Source organism: Amycolatopsis sp. NPDC001319 (assembly GCF_042896185.1).
Taxonomy (GTDB): Bacteria; Actinomycetota; Actinomycetes; order Mycobacteriales; family Pseudonocardiaceae; genus Amycolatopsis.
In genome coordinates this window covers 223,803-240,874 of the sequence record NZ_JBIAWY010000006.1, presented here as the reverse complement: position 1 = coordinate 240,874, position 17,072 = coordinate 223,803, and the positions used below count along the sequence as shown (strand labels likewise).

20 protein-coding genes and 1 pseudogene are annotated in these 17,072 nt (G+C 70.8%); 14 read left to right on the top strand and 7 right to left on the bottom strand.

Features of this window, described 5'->3' with window-relative positions; translation table 11 throughout:
- Positions 1-75: 75 nt before the first annotated feature.
- A complete protein-coding gene (locus ACFY1H_RS24470; protein ID WP_386949864.1) occupies positions 76-774 on the top strand; it encodes a TetR/AcrR family transcriptional regulator in 699 nt (232 codons plus the stop codon).
- Positions 775-1,668: 894 nt separating this feature from the next.
- Positions 1,669-3,159: a glycosyltransferase family 39 protein gene (locus ACFY1H_RS24465; protein WP_386949861.1), complete on the top strand. Its 1,491-nt coding sequence runs from the start codon at positions 1,669-1,671 to the stop codon at positions 3,157-3,159.
- Between the two features lie 4 nt (positions 3,160-3,163).
- Here ACFY1H_RS24465 and ACFY1H_RS24460 read toward each other — a convergent pair whose 3' ends face one another.
- Positions 3,164-4,033 carry a LysR family transcriptional regulator gene (locus ACFY1H_RS24460; RefSeq protein ID WP_366581263.1) on the bottom strand — a complete coding sequence of 290 codons (870 nt, stop codon included), beginning with the start codon at positions 4,031-4,033 and terminating at the stop codon, positions 3,164-3,166.
- A 78-nt stretch (positions 4,034-4,111) separates the two neighbouring features.
- Between ACFY1H_RS24460 and ACFY1H_RS24455 the strand changes: the two genes are divergently transcribed.
- On the top strand, positions 4,112-5,011 hold the full coding sequence (locus ACFY1H_RS24455; protein WP_386949858.1) for an EamA family transporter: 900 nt from the start codon (positions 4,112-4,114) through the stop codon (positions 5,009-5,011).
- Positions 5,008-5,652 (top strand): NAD(P)-dependent oxidoreductase, encoded by a 645-nt coding sequence (locus ACFY1H_RS24450; RefSeq protein WP_386949856.1) that lies wholly within the window; start codon positions 5,008-5,010, stop codon positions 5,650-5,652. The genes ACFY1H_RS24455 and ACFY1H_RS24450 overlap by 4 nt, the downstream gene beginning before the upstream one ends.
- Positions 5,653-5,660: 8 nt before the next feature.
- Here the strand turns inward: ACFY1H_RS24450 and ACFY1H_RS24445 are convergent, their stop codons facing one another.
- Complete coding sequence (locus ACFY1H_RS24445; RefSeq protein ID WP_366581269.1) at positions 5,661-6,194, bottom strand: DinB family protein; 534 nt, start codon at positions 6,192-6,194, stop codon at positions 5,661-5,663.
- A gap of 76 nt (positions 6,195-6,270) precedes the next feature.
- Between ACFY1H_RS24445 and ACFY1H_RS24440 the strand changes: the two genes are divergently transcribed.
- From ACFY1H_RS24440 to ACFY1H_RS24430, 3 genes are all read left to right on the top strand, one after another.
- The gene (locus ACFY1H_RS24440) at positions 6,271-6,558 is read left to right on the top strand and encodes a hypothetical protein (protein ID WP_386949853.1); all 288 of its coding nucleotides are present in this window, start codon (positions 6,271-6,273) and stop codon (positions 6,556-6,558) included.
- Between the two features lie 119 nt (positions 6,559-6,677).
- Entirely contained in the window at positions 6,678-7,586 is a 909-nt protein-coding gene (locus tag ACFY1H_RS24435) for an LLM class flavin-dependent oxidoreductase (protein ID WP_366581273.1), read from the top strand.
- 68 nt (positions 7,587-7,654) lie between these two features.
- Entirely contained in the window at positions 7,655-8,098 is a 444-nt protein-coding gene (locus ACFY1H_RS24430) for a hypothetical protein (RefSeq protein WP_386949850.1), read from the top strand.
- A 118-nt stretch (positions 8,099-8,216) separates the two neighbouring features.
- Here ACFY1H_RS24430 and ACFY1H_RS24425 read toward each other — a convergent pair whose 3' ends face one another.
- Positions 8,217-8,801 (bottom strand): TetR/AcrR family transcriptional regulator, encoded by a 585-nt coding sequence (locus tag ACFY1H_RS24425; protein ID WP_366581277.1) that lies wholly within the window; start codon positions 8,799-8,801, stop codon positions 8,217-8,219.
- Between the two features lie 106 nt (positions 8,802-8,907).
- Between ACFY1H_RS24425 and ACFY1H_RS24420 the strand changes: the two genes are divergently transcribed.
- Positions 8,908-9,957 (top strand): aldo/keto reductase, encoded by a 1,050-nt coding sequence (locus ACFY1H_RS24420; RefSeq protein WP_386949847.1) that lies wholly within the window; start codon positions 8,908-8,910, stop codon positions 9,955-9,957.
- 65 nt (positions 9,958-10,022) lie between these two features.
- On the opposite strand, the gene ACFY1H_RS24415 is transcribed toward ACFY1H_RS24420, so the two are convergent.
- Complete coding sequence (locus ACFY1H_RS24415; protein ID WP_366581281.1) at positions 10,023-10,304, bottom strand: hypothetical protein; 282 nt, start codon at positions 10,302-10,304, stop codon at positions 10,023-10,025.
- 28 nt (positions 10,305-10,332) lie between these two features.
- Entirely contained in the window at positions 10,333-10,692 is a 360-nt protein-coding gene (locus ACFY1H_RS24410) for an HPF/RaiA family ribosome-associated protein (RefSeq protein WP_366581283.1), read from the bottom strand.
- Positions 10,693-10,876: 184 nt separating this feature from the next.
- Here ACFY1H_RS24410 and ACFY1H_RS24405 point away from each other — a divergent pair, with 184 nt between their 5' ends.
- The 4 genes from ACFY1H_RS24405 (at position 10,877) to ACFY1H_RS24390 (ending at position 14,490) form a co-directional block, all read left to right on the top strand.
- Positions 10,877-11,539, top strand: coding sequence for a Type 1 glutamine amidotransferase-like domain-containing protein (locus tag ACFY1H_RS24405; RefSeq protein ID WP_366581285.1), 663 nt, complete (start codon positions 10,877-10,879; stop codon positions 11,537-11,539).
- Between the two features lie 278 nt (positions 11,540-11,817).
- The gene (locus ACFY1H_RS24400) at positions 11,818-12,810 is read left to right on the top strand and encodes a hypothetical protein (protein WP_386949843.1); all 993 of its coding nucleotides are present in this window, start codon (positions 11,818-11,820) and stop codon (positions 12,808-12,810) included.
- Positions 12,811-12,916: 106 nt separating this feature from the next.
- Entirely contained in the window at positions 12,917-13,732 is an 816-nt protein-coding gene (locus tag ACFY1H_RS24395; RefSeq protein WP_386949840.1) for an ABC transporter ATP-binding protein, read from the top strand.
- A complete protein-coding gene (locus ACFY1H_RS24390) occupies positions 13,729-14,490 on the top strand; it encodes an ABC transporter permease (protein WP_386949837.1) in 762 nt (253 codons plus the stop codon). The genes ACFY1H_RS24395 and ACFY1H_RS24390 overlap by 4 nt, the downstream gene beginning before the upstream one ends.
- Positions 14,491-14,516: 26 nt before the next feature.
- Here the strand turns inward: ACFY1H_RS24390 and ACFY1H_RS24385 are convergent, their stop codons facing one another.
- Both ACFY1H_RS24385 and ACFY1H_RS24380 read right to left on the bottom strand, forming a co-directional pair.
- On the bottom strand, positions 14,517-15,488 hold the full coding sequence (locus ACFY1H_RS24385) for a response regulator transcription factor (RefSeq protein ID WP_386949835.1): 972 nt from the start codon (positions 15,486-15,488) through the stop codon (positions 14,517-14,519).
- Positions 15,463-15,843, bottom strand: coding sequence for a hypothetical protein (locus ACFY1H_RS24380; RefSeq protein ID WP_386949832.1), 381 nt, complete (start codon positions 15,841-15,843; stop codon positions 15,463-15,465). Before ACFY1H_RS24380 ends, ACFY1H_RS24385 begins: the two co-directional genes overlap by 26 nt.
- Between ACFY1H_RS24380 and ACFY1H_RS24375 the strand changes: the two are divergent.
- Positions 15,742-16,332: pseudogene (locus ACFY1H_RS24375) on the top strand (amidase family protein); the annotation flags it as partial. The gene ACFY1H_RS24380 and the pseudogene ACFY1H_RS24375 sit on opposite strands and share 102 nt — an antisense overlap.
- A 64-nt stretch (positions 16,333-16,396) precedes the next feature.
- Entirely contained in the window at positions 16,397-17,011 is a 615-nt protein-coding gene (locus tag ACFY1H_RS24370) for an amidase family protein (RefSeq protein WP_386949829.1), read from the top strand.
- Positions 17,012-17,072: the final 61 nt, after the last annotated feature.

Below are 17,072 nucleotides of genomic sequence, written 5' to 3'. Positions count from 1 at the left end.
CGCCCCCCTTCGTTCTGGCCCATTGTAGTGCGCCGAACTCTTGACTGACTCAGTCAGTCAATCAATACTGGGCTCGTGCGAGGGAGAGTGACGGCGCGGCCAGTGGGGGAGATCGCCGAGGCGGCGGCGCGGGTGTTCCTGGCCAAGGGCTACCAGGCAGCCGGGGTGTCGGACGTGTCCGCGGCCCTCGGCCTGAGCCACGGCGCGGTCTACACCTACGCCAAGAGCAAGGAAGCGTTGCTGTACCTGGCTTTGCTGCGCCTGATCCGGCCGGACGCCCTGGAGGCCTTGGCGACCCCGGTGCCCACGCCGACGCCGGAGGAGATCGTGGCGCTGATCGACGGCTGGGCCACCGACGGCAGCGGCCTCCCCGCCTTGGCCGCGGCCGCCGGCAGGCGGCAGGGACCCGTCGCCGACGAGCTCGGCGCGATCGTCGACGAGCTCTACGGCTTCATCGAACGCAACCGCCACCTGCTCGCCCTGGTCGAACGGTGCGCCGCCGACCTGCCCGAACTCGCCCAGTACTACTTCGTCCAACGGCGCCGGGGCATGCTCGACCAGCTCGCCGACTACCTCACCCGGCGCACCCGCTCCGGCGCGCTGGGCGCCGTCCCCGACATCCCGGCCGCGGCGCGCTTCATCGTCGAGACCATCGCCTGGTTCGCCTGGCACCGCCTCGGCGACCCCGACTCCGCCCACCTCACCGACGACGCCTGCCGGGCCACCGTGCGCCACCTGGTGCTGGCGGCGTTCGTACCCCGTCCCTCGTCCTGACCGCGGAAGGTCGAGATGTCCTTCGTGGCAACGGAAAGTTCGCGAGGGGCACACCGGCCGTCCGCGCCTCCGGGCCACGGTCCGCCCTCGGATCACCGCCGCGTTCGTACCCCGTCCCCGTTCTGACCGGAAGGCGTGAAGCCATGCACGATACGGGAAAGCGCGAACCCGACAGACCGGCCGTCCACGTCTGCCGGGCCACGGTCCGCCCCGGGGTGCTGGCTGCGTTCGTGCCTTGTCTCTCGTCCTGACTGGAAGGCCGAGATGTCCTTCGTGGCGAGAGAACGTTCGGGAGGGGCGGCCCGGCCGTCCGCGCCGGCCGGGGCATGGTCCGCCCTCGGATCCCGGCTGCGCTCGTACCACGTCCCCGTCCTGACCGGAGGGTCGAGATGTTCTTCGTGGCAAGGGAAAGTTCGGGAGGGGCGGACCGACAGTCCGCGCCCGCCGGGCCACGGTCCGCCCTCGGATCCCGGCTGCGCTCGTACCACGTCCCCGTCCTGACCGGAGGGTCGAGATGTCCTTCGTGGCAAGGGAAAGTTCGGGAGGGACGGACCGACAGCCCGCGTCTGCCGGGCCGCAGTTCACCTTCGGATCCTGGCGGTGTTCGTGCGCCCGTTCCTTGCCCTGACTGGAGGGTCGAGATATCCCTCCTGGAAGGGGAAGGTTCGCGAGGGGCGGACCGACAGTCCGCGTCTGCCGGGCCACGGTCCGCCCTCGGGTCCCGGCGTGTTCGTGTCCCGTCCCTCGTCCTGAGTGGAGGGTCGAGATGTCCTTCGCGGCAGTGGAAAGTTCGCGAGGGGCACACCGGCCTCCCGCGCCCGCCGGGCCACGGTCCGGCCTCGGATCACCGTCGCGTTCGTACCCCGTCCCCGTCTGACCGGAAGGCGTGAAGCCATGCATGACACGGGAAAGCTCGAAACCGACAGACCGGTCGCCCCCGCGGGGCGGCTGGCGTGGCGCCCGATCCTGGCGGTGGTCGCCGTCGCCGGTGGCGTGCACCTGGCGGTGGCGGCGCGCTTCGGCTGGCATCGCGACGAGTTCTACTACGTGATCTCCGGCCGGCACCTCGCGTGGGGTTACCCGGACCAGCCGCCGTTGACGCCACTCCTGGCGCGGCTGGCCGCCGACCTGCCCGGCGGTGTGCTGCCCCTGCGGCTGCTCGCGATCGCGGCGCAGCTGGGCTGCGTCGTGCTCGCCGCCAAGCTGGCGGCCGAGTTCGGCGGCCGCGCTCGCGCCCAGACCATCACGGCCGCGGCGGTCGCGGCGTGCCCCGTGTTCGTGGCGGGCTCGATGTTGTTCGGCACCACGGTGACGGACCAGTTGGCCTGGGCGGCGGTGTTCGTCACGGTGGCGCGGGCGCTGCGGTCGGGCACCGTCCGCGCGTGGCTCCTGGCCGGTGCCGTGGCCGGGGTCGGGCTGGAGAACAAGTACACCGTCGGGGTGCTGCTGCTCGGCATCGTCGTGGGGTTGGCGCTGTTCCGCCGCGGCGTGCTGCGGACGCCCGGGCCGTGGCTGGCCGGTGCGCTGGCCGCGCTTCTGGTCGCGCCCAACGTGGTGTGGAACGCGCAGCACAGCTGGGCGCAGTTCCGCATGGCCGGCGTGCTCTCGGCCGAGCAAGGCGGTCCGCTCGGGGCGCTGCCGAACGTGCCGCTGCTGCTGTTGGTGCTCGCCGGCCCCCCGCTGATCGCCCTGTGGATCTTCGGCGTGCGGTGGCTGGCGGGGAATCGTGAGCACCGGTGGGTGCTGGTCGTCGCGGTGACCGCTCTGGTCGTCTTCACCGCGGGCGGCGGCAAGAGCTACTACGCGGCGCCGGCTTTGCTCGGCTTGTTCGCCGCCGGCGGGGTGTGGGCCGAAACCCGGGCCGCGGTCACCCCGCGACGATGGCAGGTCGCGATCGCGCTCTCCGGGGTGTTCGCCGTGCTGATCGGACTGCCCGTGCTGCCGGTGAGCGCGGAACGCGTGTTCGCCTCGGTCAACCCGCAACTGGTGGAGACCTACGGCTGGCCCGACTTCGTCCACCAGGTCACCGCCGTCGCCGACACCCTGCCGCCCGGCGCAAGCGTCTTCACCAGCAACTACGGCGAAGCCGGCGCCCTGACCCTCCTCGGTCCCGACGCGGGCCTGCGGCTGCCGGTTTCCAGCGCCCACAACGGTTACCTCCTGTGGGGCCCGCCCGCCGGCATCCCGGACACCGTGCTCTGCGTGGGGGAGTGGGGCCCGGACTACCTGCGCCGCTTCTGGTCCGACGTCCGCGAGATCGCCCCCGTCACCACCCCCGGCGGCGTCCCGAACGAAGAAACCACCAACCACGCGGCGATCTACCTGTGCCGCCAACCCCACGGCACCTGGGCGCAGCTGTGGCCCGGCCTGAGTCACCTCGACTGAACGCTCACCGCGGCCGTACCTGATCCAGAAACGCTTGTGCCGCAGGGGAAGGGTTGAACGAGCTCCACGCCAGGTACTCGATGCGGCTCGGGCCGTCGCTCACCGGAATCCTGCGCAGGTCCGCGTCGGCCGCGACGACGAAGGGCGAGAGCAGGCTGACGGCGAGGCCGTGCCGCACGAGGTCGAGGATGAGGGTGGGGCTCATGGCCTCGAAGGCGACCTCGCGGTGGACGCCGGCGGCCTGAAACGCTCGGTCGGACGGAATGCGGCCCGGGGTGCCGGCGGGGAAGTCGACGAAGGTCTCACCGGCCAGGTCGGCCAGTTTCAGCCGGCGGCGGCCCGCGAGACGATGATCCGCGGACACGACGGCGACGAGGCGTTCGCGCGCCAGCTCGCGCGTGGCCACTCCTTTCGCGGACGTCGGCTCGGGCAACCCGAGAAGGGCGACGTCGACACTGCCCTCGGCGATGGCGGTGATGAACTCGGCGCTGCCGCCGCTCTGGAGCCTGATGCGCACGGCCGGGTGCGCCCGGTGGTAACCGCCGAGCGCGGCGGGCAAGTCGAGGGCGGTGACGGTGGGGATCACGCCGATCGTCAGGGTGCCGCGGACCTGCCCGGTCGCGGCGGCGGCGTCCGCGACCGCGCGGTCCGCCGCTTCCAGGCTCGCGCGCGCGGCCGAGAGAAACGCCTCGCCCGCGGCGGTGAGGTCGACGCGCCGGCTCGTCCGCGCGAACAGCGTGAGGCCGAGCTCCGTCTCCAGCGCCTTGATCTGGTGGCTGAGCGCGGACTGCACGACGAAACAACGTTCGGCGGCGCGGGTGAAGCTGCGCTCCTCGGCCACCGCGACGACGTACCGCATCTGCTGGAACTCCATGCACCGATTATCGCTGTTCATTGCTGCGATGACATCCATGTGTTGGACTCATCGGTCCCACCGGCCGACGATGGACCGGTGACCACGACTGCACGTCCCGCCGCCACACGCGTCGGGTGGACCGCACTGACGGCCCTCGCACCCGCGGTGTGGGGCACCACCTACCTCGTCACGACCCACCTGCTGCCGGCCGGGCATCCGCTGTTCGCGGCGCTGATGCGGTCGTTGCCGGTCGGGCTGATCGCCCTGCTGCTCGCGCGCCGCCTGCCGCACGGGTCGTGGTGGTGGAAGAGCGCGGTACTGGGAGTGCTGAACATGGGGGCGTTCTTCCCGCTGCTCTTCCTGGCCGCGCAGCACCTGCCCGGCGGGGTCGCGGCGACGCTGGGCGCGGCGCAGCCGGTCGTCGTCGCGTTCCTCGCGGTCGCGATCCTTCGCGAACGGCTCTCCACCTGGCGGGTCGCCTGGGGTGTCGTCGGGGTTTTCGGCGTCGCCCTCGTCGTCCTCGGGCCCGACGCGGCGCTCGATCCCGTCGGCATCCTCGCCGGCCTGGCCGGTGCCACGTCCATGGCCACCGGCGTCGTGCTGACGAAACGCTGGGGCCGGCCCGAAGACGTCAGCGCGCTCGGCCTGGCCGGGTGGCAGCTCACCGCGGCCGGGCTCTTCCTCCTGATCCCGGCCCTGGTGTTCGACGGTGTTCCGGGCGACATCGACGGACCGGCCGTCGGCGGATACCTGTGGCTCGGGCTCGTCGGCGCGCTGCTCACCTACACGCTCTGGTTCGCCGGCATCCGCCGGCTGCCGGTCACCGCCACCGCGTTGCTCGGGCTGCTCTCGCCGCTCGTCGCCGCGGTCCTCGGCGCCGGTGTGGCCGGGGAAGCACTCACGCTCGTCCAGCTCGCCGGTTTCGCGTTCGCCCTCACCGCGACGGTCGCCGGGCAGCTCAATCCACCGAACAAGAAGGAAACCAGCCTGTCATGAGAATCGCAGTCTTCGGCGGCACCGGAATGGCCGGCCGCGCCGTCGTCACCGAGGCCCTCACCCGCGGGCACACCGTCACCGCCGTGGCGCGCCGGCCGCCCGCCCCGGACCACGGCCGGCTCAGCGTGCTCGCCCTGGACGTCGGGCGAACCGAGGACCTGGCGCCGGTGCTGACCGCCGCGGACGCCGCCGTCCTCGCCGTCCGCCTCGCCCCCGGCCGCGAGCACCTGCTGGCGCCCCTGACCCACGGCTTCCTCGACGCGGCGCAGCGCTGCGGCACCCGGGTCCTCGTGGTGGGCGGCTCGGCACCGTTGCGTTCCCCGGACGACGCCGGCCGCCTCGTCATCGACGATCCCGCCTACGTCCCCGCCGAGTGGAAGACCATCGCCCAGGCCAGTCTCGACCAGTTCCGCGTCTGCCGGGACCATCCCCACGACGCCTGGACGTACCTCAGTCCGCCGGCGATCCTCGAACCGGGCACGCACACCGGCGGCTACCGGCGGGGGCGCACCACGCTCCTCACCGACGGGACGGGCGACTCGCGGATCTCCGCGCCCGACCTCGCGCTCGCGGTGCTCGACGAACTCGAAAACCCGCGCGGCGAACACCACTTCACGGTCGCCCGAAGCCTCGCGGAGTGATTCGCGAGTCACCCGAGGGCGTCGAGGACCAGATACCCGTCGAGGCGCTTCACCTGGTCGGTGTCGGGGTCCGGCGGCAGGGCGTGCCCGAGGTTCTCGGAGCGGACCTCGCCGATCCACTGGTCGTGCTGGTACTCGTGGTTGATCAGCGCGATCAGCAGGTGCCGGCCGACGACGGTGAGCTGGTCGGGCGCGCCGACCTGGCCGCCGGCGATGGCGCCGAGCCGCGCGTGGACGCGGGCCGCGACGGTTTCCCGGAACGCGGTGAGCCGCTCCACCGTCGGCAGCGCGCCGCGGAACTGCTCGGGCTGCGCCGAGTCCATGAGCCCGTCGAGCTCGGGGTCGGGGCTCGGCTCGGCGGCGGTGAGGTTGCGGACCATGAAGTGGGCCACGTGGGCCTGGTGGCCGAGGTGCCAGCCGATGGCGCTGGAGTTCTCGTGCGGGCGCCACGTCACCTCGTCGGCGCTGAGGTCTTTCCACAGCAGGTCGGTGTAGGCGCGGGCCCGGTCGTACTCGCGGAGGAGCCCGGTCACTTCGTGCATCGTGATCACCTGGGGTGTGTGAGGTTGCCGGCGACGCCCGGTGCGGGCGCCCCACCCAGTGTGGCGGGCCGCTGCCGTGGATCAACTTTTTCGCTTCGTCACTCGGCCGACCGGCTGGCCGACGAAGGTCCTCATCCGCACGGACCTCGGCGCGGCGAGCCTCATCGCCCGCCAGGCGCCGATCGTGTTGAGCCCCAACGGTCACGACTCGCTGCTGGCGCAGTTCCTCCTGGAATCGGTGACCGTGGGGGTTTTCGGCGGCTTGCTCGGCAGCAGCGCGGGGATCATCGCCGTGGTGGTCGTGTCGGCGGTGAACGGCGGGACGCCGGTGCTGGATCTGTCCCTCGCGGCGGCCCCGCGGTGACGGGTGCGCTGGTGGGGCTGCTCGCCGGCCTGTACCCGGCGATGCGGGCCGCGCGCCTGGAACCGGTGGAGGCGCTGCGTTCGGGCACCTGAGGCGCGCCGGCCGTAGGATCGGTGATCATGAGGTACGCGATCGCGATTCCGCAGTACTACGCCGACGGCTCGTTCGACCCGGGTGCGTTCCGGGACTATCTGCAGCGAGCGGAGGCGGCCGGCTTCCACAGCGCGTGGACGCAGGAGGCCGTGTTCGGCAAGCGCCCGCAGCTGAGCCCGCTGGAGGCGATGACGTTCGCCGCCGCGTGCACCGACACGTTGCGCCTGGGCTGCACGGTGTTCGTGTCCACGCTGCAGATCCCCGCCCAGCTGGCGAAGAGCACCAGCAGCCTCGACCAGCTGTCGCGGGGGCGCCTGGAGGTCGGCGTCGGCTCCGGCGGCAAGAACCGGCCGTTCCCGGCGTTCGGCATGCGGCCCGAGCGCTACCTGGCGCGGTTCACCGAGGGCGTCGAGCTGGTCAAGAAGCTCTGGACGCAGGACGGCGTCGACCACGACGGCGAGTTCTGGCAGCTGTCCGGCGCGACGATCACGCCCCGCCCGTTCCAGAAGCCGCATCCGCCCCTGTGGTTCGGCGGCAGCGGCCCGAAGGCGCTGCGGCGCGCCCTCGACCTCGGCACGGGCTTCTTCGGCGCGGGCTCGGCCCCGACGGCCGACTTCGCCGAGCAGGTCCGGTTCGTCCGCGCGCAAGGCCCCCGCCCGGACTTCGAGATCGCCAAACGCGTCTACATCGCCGTCGAATCCGACCCCGCCCTCGCCCGCGAACGCGTCAACGCCGAACTCACCGGCGTCTACGGCGGCCTCCCACCCGCCATCGAGGCGGCCGCGATCGCCGGCACCCCGGACGACTGCGTCACCGCCGTCCGCGAGGTCATCGACGCCGGCGCCGAACTCGTCCTCTTCACCCCGCTGTACGACCAGGCCCGGCACGCGGACGTGATCGCGAAGGAGATCATCCCGGCGCTGTCCTCGAGGTGACCCTCACGCCGTTGCCTTGCAACGACTTACGTGGTCACCTCTGGTTGCGCCGTCGGAAGGATGAACGGGTGAGTTTCAGGAGGGTGGGCTTCTTCTCCGAGCTCGAAGAGCGGAGGCCCGATGTGTTCCAGGGGAGCATATTCGAGGTGATCTGCAGGAACCGGGCTCCCTGTGAGAGCAATGTGGTCGCGTACCTGCAGGGCGGGCATTTTTTGATCGCCATCATGGAGGGCACCAGCGACGTCATAGCCAACGACGGTTCCGGTGTTTCGGGTGGCTCGTCGCTGATGACCGACGGGGTTTGGGTGTGGCGACTCGATCTGCCGTACTTGGTCAAAAAGCATCACCTGGAACTCGACCCGGAGTTTGTCTGGCACGCTGCTCGGAACGGATACGTCGTGCCTGATGTGCCAGATGAGCGAATGGCCCAGCTGGCTCCCGAGGCGGCCTGGGAGATCTACGGGATGCGAAGGCCTCGTTTTGAACCCGGCGAGGTTCGTGTCGTTGAGTAGTGCTTCCCGCAAAGGAAGCCGAAGCCGGTGCATCCCTTTCTTGACCCTTGACCCCGCGGCGACCCGACCGGCCAGGCGATCGCCGTCGACGGATCCCGCCCGAAAACGCCACCACGCCTCAGCTCGCCTGCGGCGGTGCCGCCAACCCCGAAAACACCGCCGCGACAAGACGCCGCCCCTGTGCCGCGCCGGTGTCGTTGTTCGGGACTCGCCACAGGAAGCTCATCAGCAGGATGATGTCCGCCGGGTCGTGGCCCGGCGCGATGGTGCCCTCGGCGACGCAGGCGTCGACCAGCTTCGTCACCGCCGCGGTGGCCGGGGCCCAGGAGGCGGTGATCAACTCCTGCGCCGCGGCGCTGTGGAGGGCGTCGCCGAGGCCGTGCTTGATGCGGATGTACGCGGCGAGCGTCTCGAACCACTCGATGAAGGCGGCCTTCGCCGACGGCTGACGGGCCAGGACCTCGTCGGCGGTGGTGGTGAGGCGCTCGATGTCGTGCTGGTAGGCCCCCAGGATCAGGTCCTCGCGGGTGGGGAAGTGGCGGTAGAGCGTCCCGGCGCCGACGCCGGCGCGCTTGGCGACCTCGCTCAGCGGCACGAGGGGGTTCTGCGCGAACAGCTCGTGCGCGGCTTCGATGATCGCGACCCGGTTGCGCGCGGCCGCTTTGCGCTGTGTGCCGTAGGTGCCCGGCGTCCCGTCGGTCATGGCTCCGATCATGCCCCACCTTTGACTCGCGGAGAATCCTCCGCTAGTTTCGAGAGTACTCGCGGAGAATCCTCCGCGAGTTTGCCTCGACAGGAGACCCCCGCTCATGCGTTATGTGAAGCTCGGTACCACCGGCCTCGACGTCTCGCCCATCGCGATCGGCGCGATGACCTACGGCGAGCCGGACCGCGGCCACCCCGTCTGGTCGCTGGGCGAGCCGGACGCCCGTCCGCTGATCAAGCACGCGCTCGAGGCCGGCATCAACTTCTTCGACACCGCCAACATGTACTCGAACGGGTCCAGCGAAGAGATCCTCGGCCGCGCGCTCAAGGACTTCGCGGACCGCGACGACGTCGTGATCGCCACCAAGCTGCGCCACCCGATGCGCCCCGGTCCGAACGGCCGGGGGCTCTCGCGCAAGGCGATCATGTCCGAAGTGGACCACTCGCTGCGGCGGCTCGGCACCGATTACCTCGACCTGTACCAGGTGCACCGCAACGACCACGCCACACCGCTGGAGGAGACCCTCGAGGCCCTCTCCGACCTCGTGAAGGCGGGCAAGGTGCGCTACCTGGGCGCGTCCTCCATGCACGCCTGGGAATTCGCGAAGGCCCTGCACCTGCAACGCGAGCACGGGTGGGCGCGGTTCGTGTCCATGCAGAACCACTACAACCTGCTGCAGCGCGAGGAGGAGCGCGAGATGATCCCGCTGTGCCTGGACGAGGGCGTCGGCACGATCATCTGGAGCCCGCTGGCGCGCGGCCGCCTCGCCCGCGCCTGGGACGACGCGAAGGCCACCCCGCGCGCCGCGACCGACGGCGACTACGCCGACCTGCTCTACTCGCCCGCGGAAGAGGCGTCGAACCGCGCGATCGTCGACGCCGTCGGCGCGGTGGCCGCCGCCCGCGGCGTGAGCCGCGCCCAGATCGCGCTGGCCTGGCTGCACCGCCAGCCGGTGGTGACCGCCCCGCTCGTCGGCGCCGGCTCGGTGCAGCAGATCGACGACGCCGTGGCCTCCCTGGACCTCACCCTCACCGACGACGAGGTCCGCACGCTCATCACGCCGTACACCCCGCGCCACGACTGGCAGGGCATCTCCGACGAGGCCGAGCTCGACGCCATCCGCGCCCGCGTGCCGGGCATGGCCCTGGCGTAGCGGACCGGCGGGTGCCCGGCCGGGTGACGGGGCTCAGGTGGCTTTTCACGGCGCCCCCGGTGCGCCTAGTTCGTCAGCCGGGCCTTCAGCTCGGCCATGAAGTCGGGGTTTTCGTTGCTGAGGTGATCCAGGTCGATGTCCTCCGGCAGCTCGTCGCCGGATTCGCGGTCGAGCAGGTACTTCACCGTCTCCCGCGCCACGGCGTGTGTGTCGAGGTCCGGGATCAGCAGATCGTCGAGCACCGAATGCGACATCGTGATCCGGTGCTGCGTGGTGTCCAACCCGTCCTGCACGACAGCGCGATACTCCATCGGCCCCGTCCGGGTGACTTCGACGCGTTCGCTCATCGGCAGAGTCTAGCTCCGGAAGACCTGCTCAGCGGTGGTCGTCGCTCGGCAGGTGCCGGATGGAGTCGCCGCCCTTGTGGTGGCCGGTGCGGCCGAACAGGCCGGCGAGGACGTGCTCGATCCGGGACACCGCGCCGTTGAACGCGTCGTGCACCGAGCCGGCGCGGTTCGTGACGACGACCGGCTCTCGCGCGGCCGGGAAGGCTTCGATCACGCACCGCAGGTCTTCGCCGTCGGTACCACCGCCCATTTCGTCGCTCAGGTGGACGTCCACCCGGGTGAGGCGGTCGCTGAACCGCGCGAGCTTGGATTCGAGATCGGCCTCGAAGCCCTGGATCACATCCGCGCCGCCGCGCAGGTTTCTGTCTGTGCTGATCTGGATCTGCATTCCCTGGTTCCCTTCCGCACGCGCGAGCACAGCGGTGACAACGAGCAGGACAACGCACGACAGTGTAAGCCGCTGGTCCCGTGGCCGAGTTCTCCGACGAGGCCGGCGAACCGGACGCGCGGACTACGATCTGTTCCTGATCTTCAGGGACATCCACCTTCCGCGCGCGAATCCGGAGGCACCGTTGAAGTTCTTGCTCACCTCAGGCGGCGTCACGAACCCGAGCATCCGCTCGGCGCTCGTGCAGCTTCTCGGCAAGCCGATCTCCGAGTGTCACGCCCTCTGCGTCCCGACCGCGCAGTGGGGGCATCCGATGTGCGGTCCGACCTCGGTGCGGGGGTTCGTCGCCGCCGAGCCCACCTGGCAGCATTTCTCCGGCCTGGGCTGGGCGTCGCTCGGGGTCCTCGAGCTCACCGCGCTGCCCACCATCGGCGCGGAGCGATGGGTACCCTGGGTCCGGGAGGCGGACGTGCTCCTGGTCGAAGGCGGCGACGCGACGTACCTGTGTCACTGGATGCGGGAGTCCGGGCTGGCCGATCTGCTGCCTTCGCTGCCCGACACGGTCTGGGTGGGCGTCAGCGCCGGAAGCATGGTGCTGACGCCGCGGATCGGCTCGTACTTCGTCGAGTGGCGGTCCGCGCCGGACGACCGCACTCTGGGCGTCGTCGACTTCTCGATCTTCCCGCACCTGGACCTCTTTCCCACCAACACCCTGGCCGACGCCCAGCGGTGGGCCGCCGAAATCGGCGTCCCGGCCTACGCCATCGACGAGCAGACGGCCATCAAGGTCCTCGACGGCTCAGTCGAGGTGATCTCCGAAGGGCGATGGACGAAGCTGGGGTCGTAGCCGGACAACCCTTGCGGCAGCCCGGCGGCCTCACCTCGACGGGGTGATGCACGAGCGCGGCGAGCCCTGTGATGGTGCAGGCGCATCGCCACGCTCCCCAGAGAGGGTTTGCCATGAGCACACCCGGAGGCGCACAGGACCCGGACCAGCGCGCAGCCCACGCGGACGCACCGCCGGCGCACTCGGAAGCCCCGACAGCCCCTGCACCCCAACACGCGCGGCAGGAAGCAGAAGCTCGCCGGCCGGACGGGGCCGCGACGGAGGCGAGGGCCCCGCAGGTGCGGAAGGTGCTCGTCGGCCTGCTGATCGCCCTGGTGATGGGCACGATCATGGTGACCACCTACGTCTCGGCGAACCACGGTGTCGTCGCCCGCAACCTGCCCTGGGGCGTGACCGGATCCTCGGCGCTGACCAGCGCGGTGCAGCAGGACGTCAGCATGAAGATCTACCCCTACGCCGACCAGGCCGACCTGGAGAACGCGGCCGGCCAGACCACCATCTACGGCGGTTTCAACGCCCAGACGAACACGGTGGTGATCTCGGAGGCGGCGAGCCTGTGGGCGCCCGGGGTCATGCCCGCGGAATACCTCAAGGCGAGCCGGGTGCTTGGGCAGCCGGTCCACTTCAGCGTGATCAACACGCTGCCGCAAGAGGATCCCGAAGGCGTGGTTCCCGGACTGGTGGTGTTCGTGCTGATGGTGGCCGGCTACCTCGGGTCCACGATGGCGATGCAGCGCACGGGGAAGGCCGCCGCGCACCTCCGGGTCACCATCATGGCCGGGTACGCCGTCGTCGCGAGCCTGGTGTTCAACCTGATCGTGGGCCCGGGGCTGCACGCCTACCCGGACGTGGGAGCCAACTTCTGGCCGTTGTGGGGCGAATTCGCCCTGGTCCTGCTCGCGGTGGCGATGCTGACCGGGACACTGCAGAGCCTGATCGGGCCGCTGGGCACGCTGCTGACGGTGGTCCTGGTCGTGTTCCTCGGCAACCCCTCCACCGGCGGCGTGAACGGGACGGCGTACCTGCCCGCGTTCTGGCAGTTCATCGGCCCGATCCTGCCACCGTGGAACGGCGTCACCCTGATCCGCAACACCCTGTACTTCCACGGGAACTCGATCACCCAGCAGCTCATCGTGCTGAGCCTCTACGTCGTCGTCGGGGCGATCCTGATGACCGTGTTCGGCTGGGGGCGGGTGCTGTGGTGGCGCGGCCCGAAGAACACGATCGACCGCGCCGAAGAGACCGGAATCGCCGCAATACCACCAGGGTGACCGCCCGTCAGAGCCGTGTCAGCCGGATGTCAGCTCCGTGGGGAATCGTGGCCGCCGACGCCACGAAATCCGCATCCACCACGGAGCTGAGAGAACGGACACCGGGATGACAGCCGATCAGGGGTACCGGCCTGCGATCCGCGTGCAAGGCCTGAAGAAGTCCTACAAGAGCCTGGAGGTGCTGCGCGGGGTCGACTTCGACGTGGCGCGCGGCAGCATCTTCGCCCTGCTCGGTTCCAACGGGGCGGGCAAGACCACGATCGTGAAGATCCTCTCCACGTTGCTCAAAGCCGACGCGGGGACCGCCGACGTCAACGGCTTCGACGTCGCCACGCAGGCGGCGAACGTGCGGGAATCCATCAGCCTCACCGGGCAGTTCGCGGCCGTCGACGAAATCCTGAGTGGACGGGAGAACCTGGTGCTGGTCGCCCGGTTGCGGCACCTGAACGACCCGGGCGGGATCGCCGACGACCTGCTCCGGCGGTTCTCGCTGACCGACGCGGCAACGCGGAAGGTCTCCACGTACTCCGGTGGCATGCGCCGCCGGCTCGACATCGCGATGAGCCTCATCGGGAACCCGGACGTCATCTTCCTCGACGAGCCGACGACCGGGCTCGACCCGCAGGCGCGCATCGAGGTGTGGCAGGCCGTCAAGACTCTCGCCGAGCACGGGACGACCGTGCTGCTCACCACGCAGTACCTGGACGAAGCCGAACAGCTCGCCGACCGGATCGCGATCCTGCACGAGGGCCGGATCATCGTGAACGGCACGCTCTCCGAGCTCAAGCAGCTGCTCCCACCCGCCAAGGTCGAATACGTCGAAAAGCAGCCGACCCTCGAAGACGTCTTCTTCGCGATCGTCGGCCAGAACGGCACCGCAGACGACGCGGCGCCGGCCCGGATCGGTGAGGAACGACGATGACCCGACACTTCTTCGGTGACACCACTGTCCTGCTGGGACGGTCGCTGCGCCACATCACGCGCAGCGTGGACACCATCATCACGACCACGATCATGCCGATCGCGTTCATGCTGCTGTTCGTCTACGTGTTCGGCGGCGCGATCAAGACCGGCTCGGGCTCGTACGTGAACTACCTGCTGCCCGGCATTCTCCTCATCACGATCGCCTCGGGCATCTCCTACACCGCGTTCCGGCTCTTCCTGGACATGAAGAGCGGCATCTTCGAACGCTTCCAGTCCATGCCGATCGCCCGCTCGTCCGTGCTGTGGGCCCACGTGCTGACCTCGCTGGTCGCCAACCTGATCTCGGTCGTGGTCGTGGTGCTCGTCGCCCTCGTGATGGGATTCCGCTCGGGCGCGGGTGTGCTGGCGTGGCTCGCGATCGCCGGCATGCTGATCCTGTTCACCCTGGCGCTGACCTGGATCGCCGTGATCCCCGGCCTTTCCGCGAAATCCGCGGACGGCGCGAGCGCGTTCGCCTACCCGCTGATCTTCCTGCCGTTCATCAGCTCGGCCTTCGTCCCGACCGACACGATGCCCGGCCCGGTGCGTGCCTTCGCCGAGCACCAGCCGGTGACGTCGATCGTCAACGCCATCCGCGACCTGTTCACCGGGCAACCGGTCGGCAGCGACATCTGGGTCGCGCTGGCCTGGTGCGTCGGCATCCTCGTCGTGGCTTACTTCTTCGCCATCCTGGCGTACCGCCGCAAGATCTCCTGACCGGCGACGGCAGGAGCTGCAGTGCGTCAGCGGTTCGGCGTGACCAGCAGTCCCCACCGAGAGGCCAGCCGGGCGGCCTCGATGCGGTTGCGGCAGCCCGTCTTCGCGAGGATGTGCTCGACGTGGGTGGCCACCGTGCGGGAGCTGACGCAGTGCGCGGCGGCGATCTCCCCGTTGCTGAGGCCCTCGGCCACGTCGGCGAGCACGTGCAGCTCGCGCTGGGTCAGGCCGGCGGGCGGTGGGGTTTCCCGGTGCAGGACCACGACCGCGGGCGGCGACGGGTGCAGTTCGACGGCGACCACGCTGTCGTTGAGGACGACGTGCAGCACCGGGGCCGAGGGCGGCAGGCCGGCGCGGACCTGCGCCACCGCGGCGTGCAGGGGCGAGGGTGGCGTGAGCAGGTCCGGCCGCGCCCCGGCGGAGAGCGGCGTGATCGCGCCGCCCGGGCCGACGACGAACCCGTCCAGTTCTCCGTCGGCCAGCCGGGCGGTGGCCGGGCGTGGCGCCGGGACCGGGTCCAGAGCGGCGCCGAGGTCGGGGGCCAGCAGTTCGAGCAGGGCGACGGTGTCGTCACCGGCGTGATCGACGTCGAGCGAGCTCGCGTTCAGCATGCCGACGTAGCGCCCGTCTGTCGCGAACAGGCACTGCGTGAAGCCCTCCCGGAAGCCCAGCGGGGTGATGACCTGGTCGAAGGTCCGGCCGTTGCGCAGCGGGGGAGCGAGGTCCCGGATTCGGACGAGCGTCCGCCCGGCCTGCACGAAGGTGAAGACCGGATCGGTGTGCATGAGGGCGTCGAGGAAGGTCGTGGCCACCGGCGGGTACGACGAGGCGAGCGATCGGTGGTGCCGGGCCACGGGGTCCCAGACCGACAGCGCCGAGCAGTCGGATGGCACCACGGCGTGCAGCCCGTCGAGGGCTGCCGTCGCCGCGCCGGGGGAGCGGCTGCCGTTTCGGCGCAGGAATGAGCGCAGCTCACGCGCCGCGCTGAGGGCGGTCACCCGCGCAAGCTACCCCGGCGGCGGGCTCTCGAACAGCCGACGACGGTGACGAAACATCCGTCAACCTACCGATGTTTTCCGCAACGCCCGCTCCTACGGTCGCGCCTTCGACACATCGGAGGACGCCATGAAGCCCCACGAATACGCCGATTTCGACGCCACCTCCCTCGCAGAGCTGATCCGCTCCGGCGAGGTGAACACGGACGAGGTCCACGCCGCCGCGACGGCGGCGCTCGATGCCGTTCAGCCCACGGTGAACGGGCTGGTCGGCGAGCGTTTCGCCGCACCGCTGGACTACGCCGCCGACGGGCCGTTCGCCGGCGTCCCCTTCGCCATCAAGGACCTCATCCTGCACGCCGAGGGTGTCACACAGGCCGCCGGCACTCGGCTGCTCGGCGAGGGTGTGCCGATGCCGTCCGACACCCACCTGATGGCGCGCTTTCGGCGTGCCGGCCTGGCCACCTTCGCCCGCACGGCCACGCCGGAGCTCGGCTTCAACGCCAACACCGAGCCGCTGACGTCCGGTTCCGTCCGCAACCCGTGGGACCTGACGCGCAGCGCGGGTGGTTCGAGCGGCGGGTCTTCCGCCATGGTCGCGGCCCGCGCGCTGCCGGTCGCGCACGCGAACGACGGCGGCGGGTCCATCCGCATCCCGGCCGCGGCCTGCGGGCTGGTCGGCCTCAAGCCCAGCCGCGGGCGGGTGTCGGTGGGTCCTGACTACGCCGACCCGCTCATGGGCCTGGGCGTCGAGTTCGCGGTGACCCGGACCGTGCGGGACTGCGCGGGTCTGCTCGACGCGGTGCACGGGTACGAGCCCGGCGACCGGTACCAGCTGCCGGGTCTGCCGCGCAGCTACGTGGACGAGGCCCGCTCGGGTTGCCGGCCGTTGCGGATCGCGCTGACCATGTGTGGCGGCGACCGAGGCCGTGGGCCGCGCACTGGAGGCGCTGGGGCACACGGTCGAGCCGGCCGCGCCCGGGATCGCCAAGGCGGAGCTCGACGACGCCAACTTCGTCGCCTGGACCAGTTTCCTCGCCGACGGCGTCGACGGGTTGTGCGCCGCCCTGGGCGTGTCGGCCGGACCCGAGCACCTCGAGGCCACCACCCGGGCGTGCGTCGAACACGGGCGGACGCTGCGGGCGGCGGACCTCTACGGCGCCGAGCGGGTGTTCAACGCGACCGCCCGCGCGATCGCGGCCTTCCACCAGCACTACGACGTCGTGCTGTCGCCGACCATGAACGTGCCGAACACCGCCCTGGGCCACCTGAACGCCGACGACGACTCGCTCACCGCCCGCGGCTGGTACGACCACCTCTTCGCCTCAGCCGGTTTCACCGCACTGGCCAACGTCACCGGCAACCCGGCGATCTCGCTCCCGCTCGGCCGGACCGACGAGGGCTGGCCGGTCGGCGTGCAGCTCATGGCACCCTACGCCGACGAAGCGACCCTCCTCGCCCTCGCCGGCGACCTGGAGCAGGCGATGCCCTGGGCCGCCCACCGGCCGCCGACCGTCGTCGGCTGACCCGTGGCGTCGGTGACGCTGAGCGGGCAGAACGGATTGCTCGGCGGGAAAGCCGAATCCG

What these genes read in the sequence shown, in the direction of transcription:
- ACFY1H_RS24410 (WP_366581283.1), bottom strand. Translation starts at nt 10,692, where the DNA reads ATGCAGATCCAGATCAGCACAGACAGAAACCTGCGCGGCGGCGCGGAT.
- ACFY1H_RS24420 (WP_386949847.1), top strand. Translation starts at nt 8,908, where the DNA reads ATGCGTTATGTGAAGCTCGGTACCACCGGCCTCGACGTCTCGCCCATC.
- ACFY1H_RS24450 (WP_386949856.1), top strand. Translation starts at nt 5,008, where the DNA reads ATGAGAATCGCAGTCTTCGGCGGCACCGGAATGGCCGGCCGCGCCGTC.
- ACFY1H_RS24465 (WP_386949861.1), top strand. Translation starts at nt 1,669, where the DNA reads ATGCATGACACGGGAAAGCTCGAAACCGACAGACCGGTCGCCCCCGCG.
- ACFY1H_RS24435 (WP_366581273.1), top strand. Translation starts at nt 6,678, where the DNA reads ATGAGGTACGCGATCGCGATTCCGCAGTACTACGCCGACGGCTCGTTC.
- ACFY1H_RS24390 (WP_386949837.1), top strand. Translation starts at nt 13,729, where the DNA reads ATGACCCGACACTTCTTCGGTGACACCACTGTCCTGCTGGGACGGTCG.
- ACFY1H_RS24395 (WP_386949840.1), top strand. Translation starts at nt 12,917, where the DNA reads ATGACAGCCGATCAGGGGTACCGGCCTGCGATCCGCGTGCAAGGCCTG.
- ACFY1H_RS24415 (WP_366581281.1), bottom strand. Translation starts at nt 10,304, where the DNA reads ATGAGCGAACGCGTCGAAGTCACCCGGACGGGGCCGATGGAGTATCGC.
- ACFY1H_RS24445 (WP_366581269.1), bottom strand. Translation starts at nt 6,194, where the DNA reads ATGCACGAAGTGACCGGGCTCCTCCGCGAGTACGACCGGGCCCGCGCC.
- ACFY1H_RS24425 (WP_366581277.1), bottom strand. Translation starts at nt 8,801, where the DNA reads ATGACCGACGGGACGCCGGGCACCTACGGCACACAGCGCAAAGCGGCC.
- ACFY1H_RS24460 (WP_366581263.1), bottom strand. Translation starts at nt 4,033, where the DNA reads ATGGAGTTCCAGCAGATGCGGTACGTCGTCGCGGTGGCCGAGGAGCGC.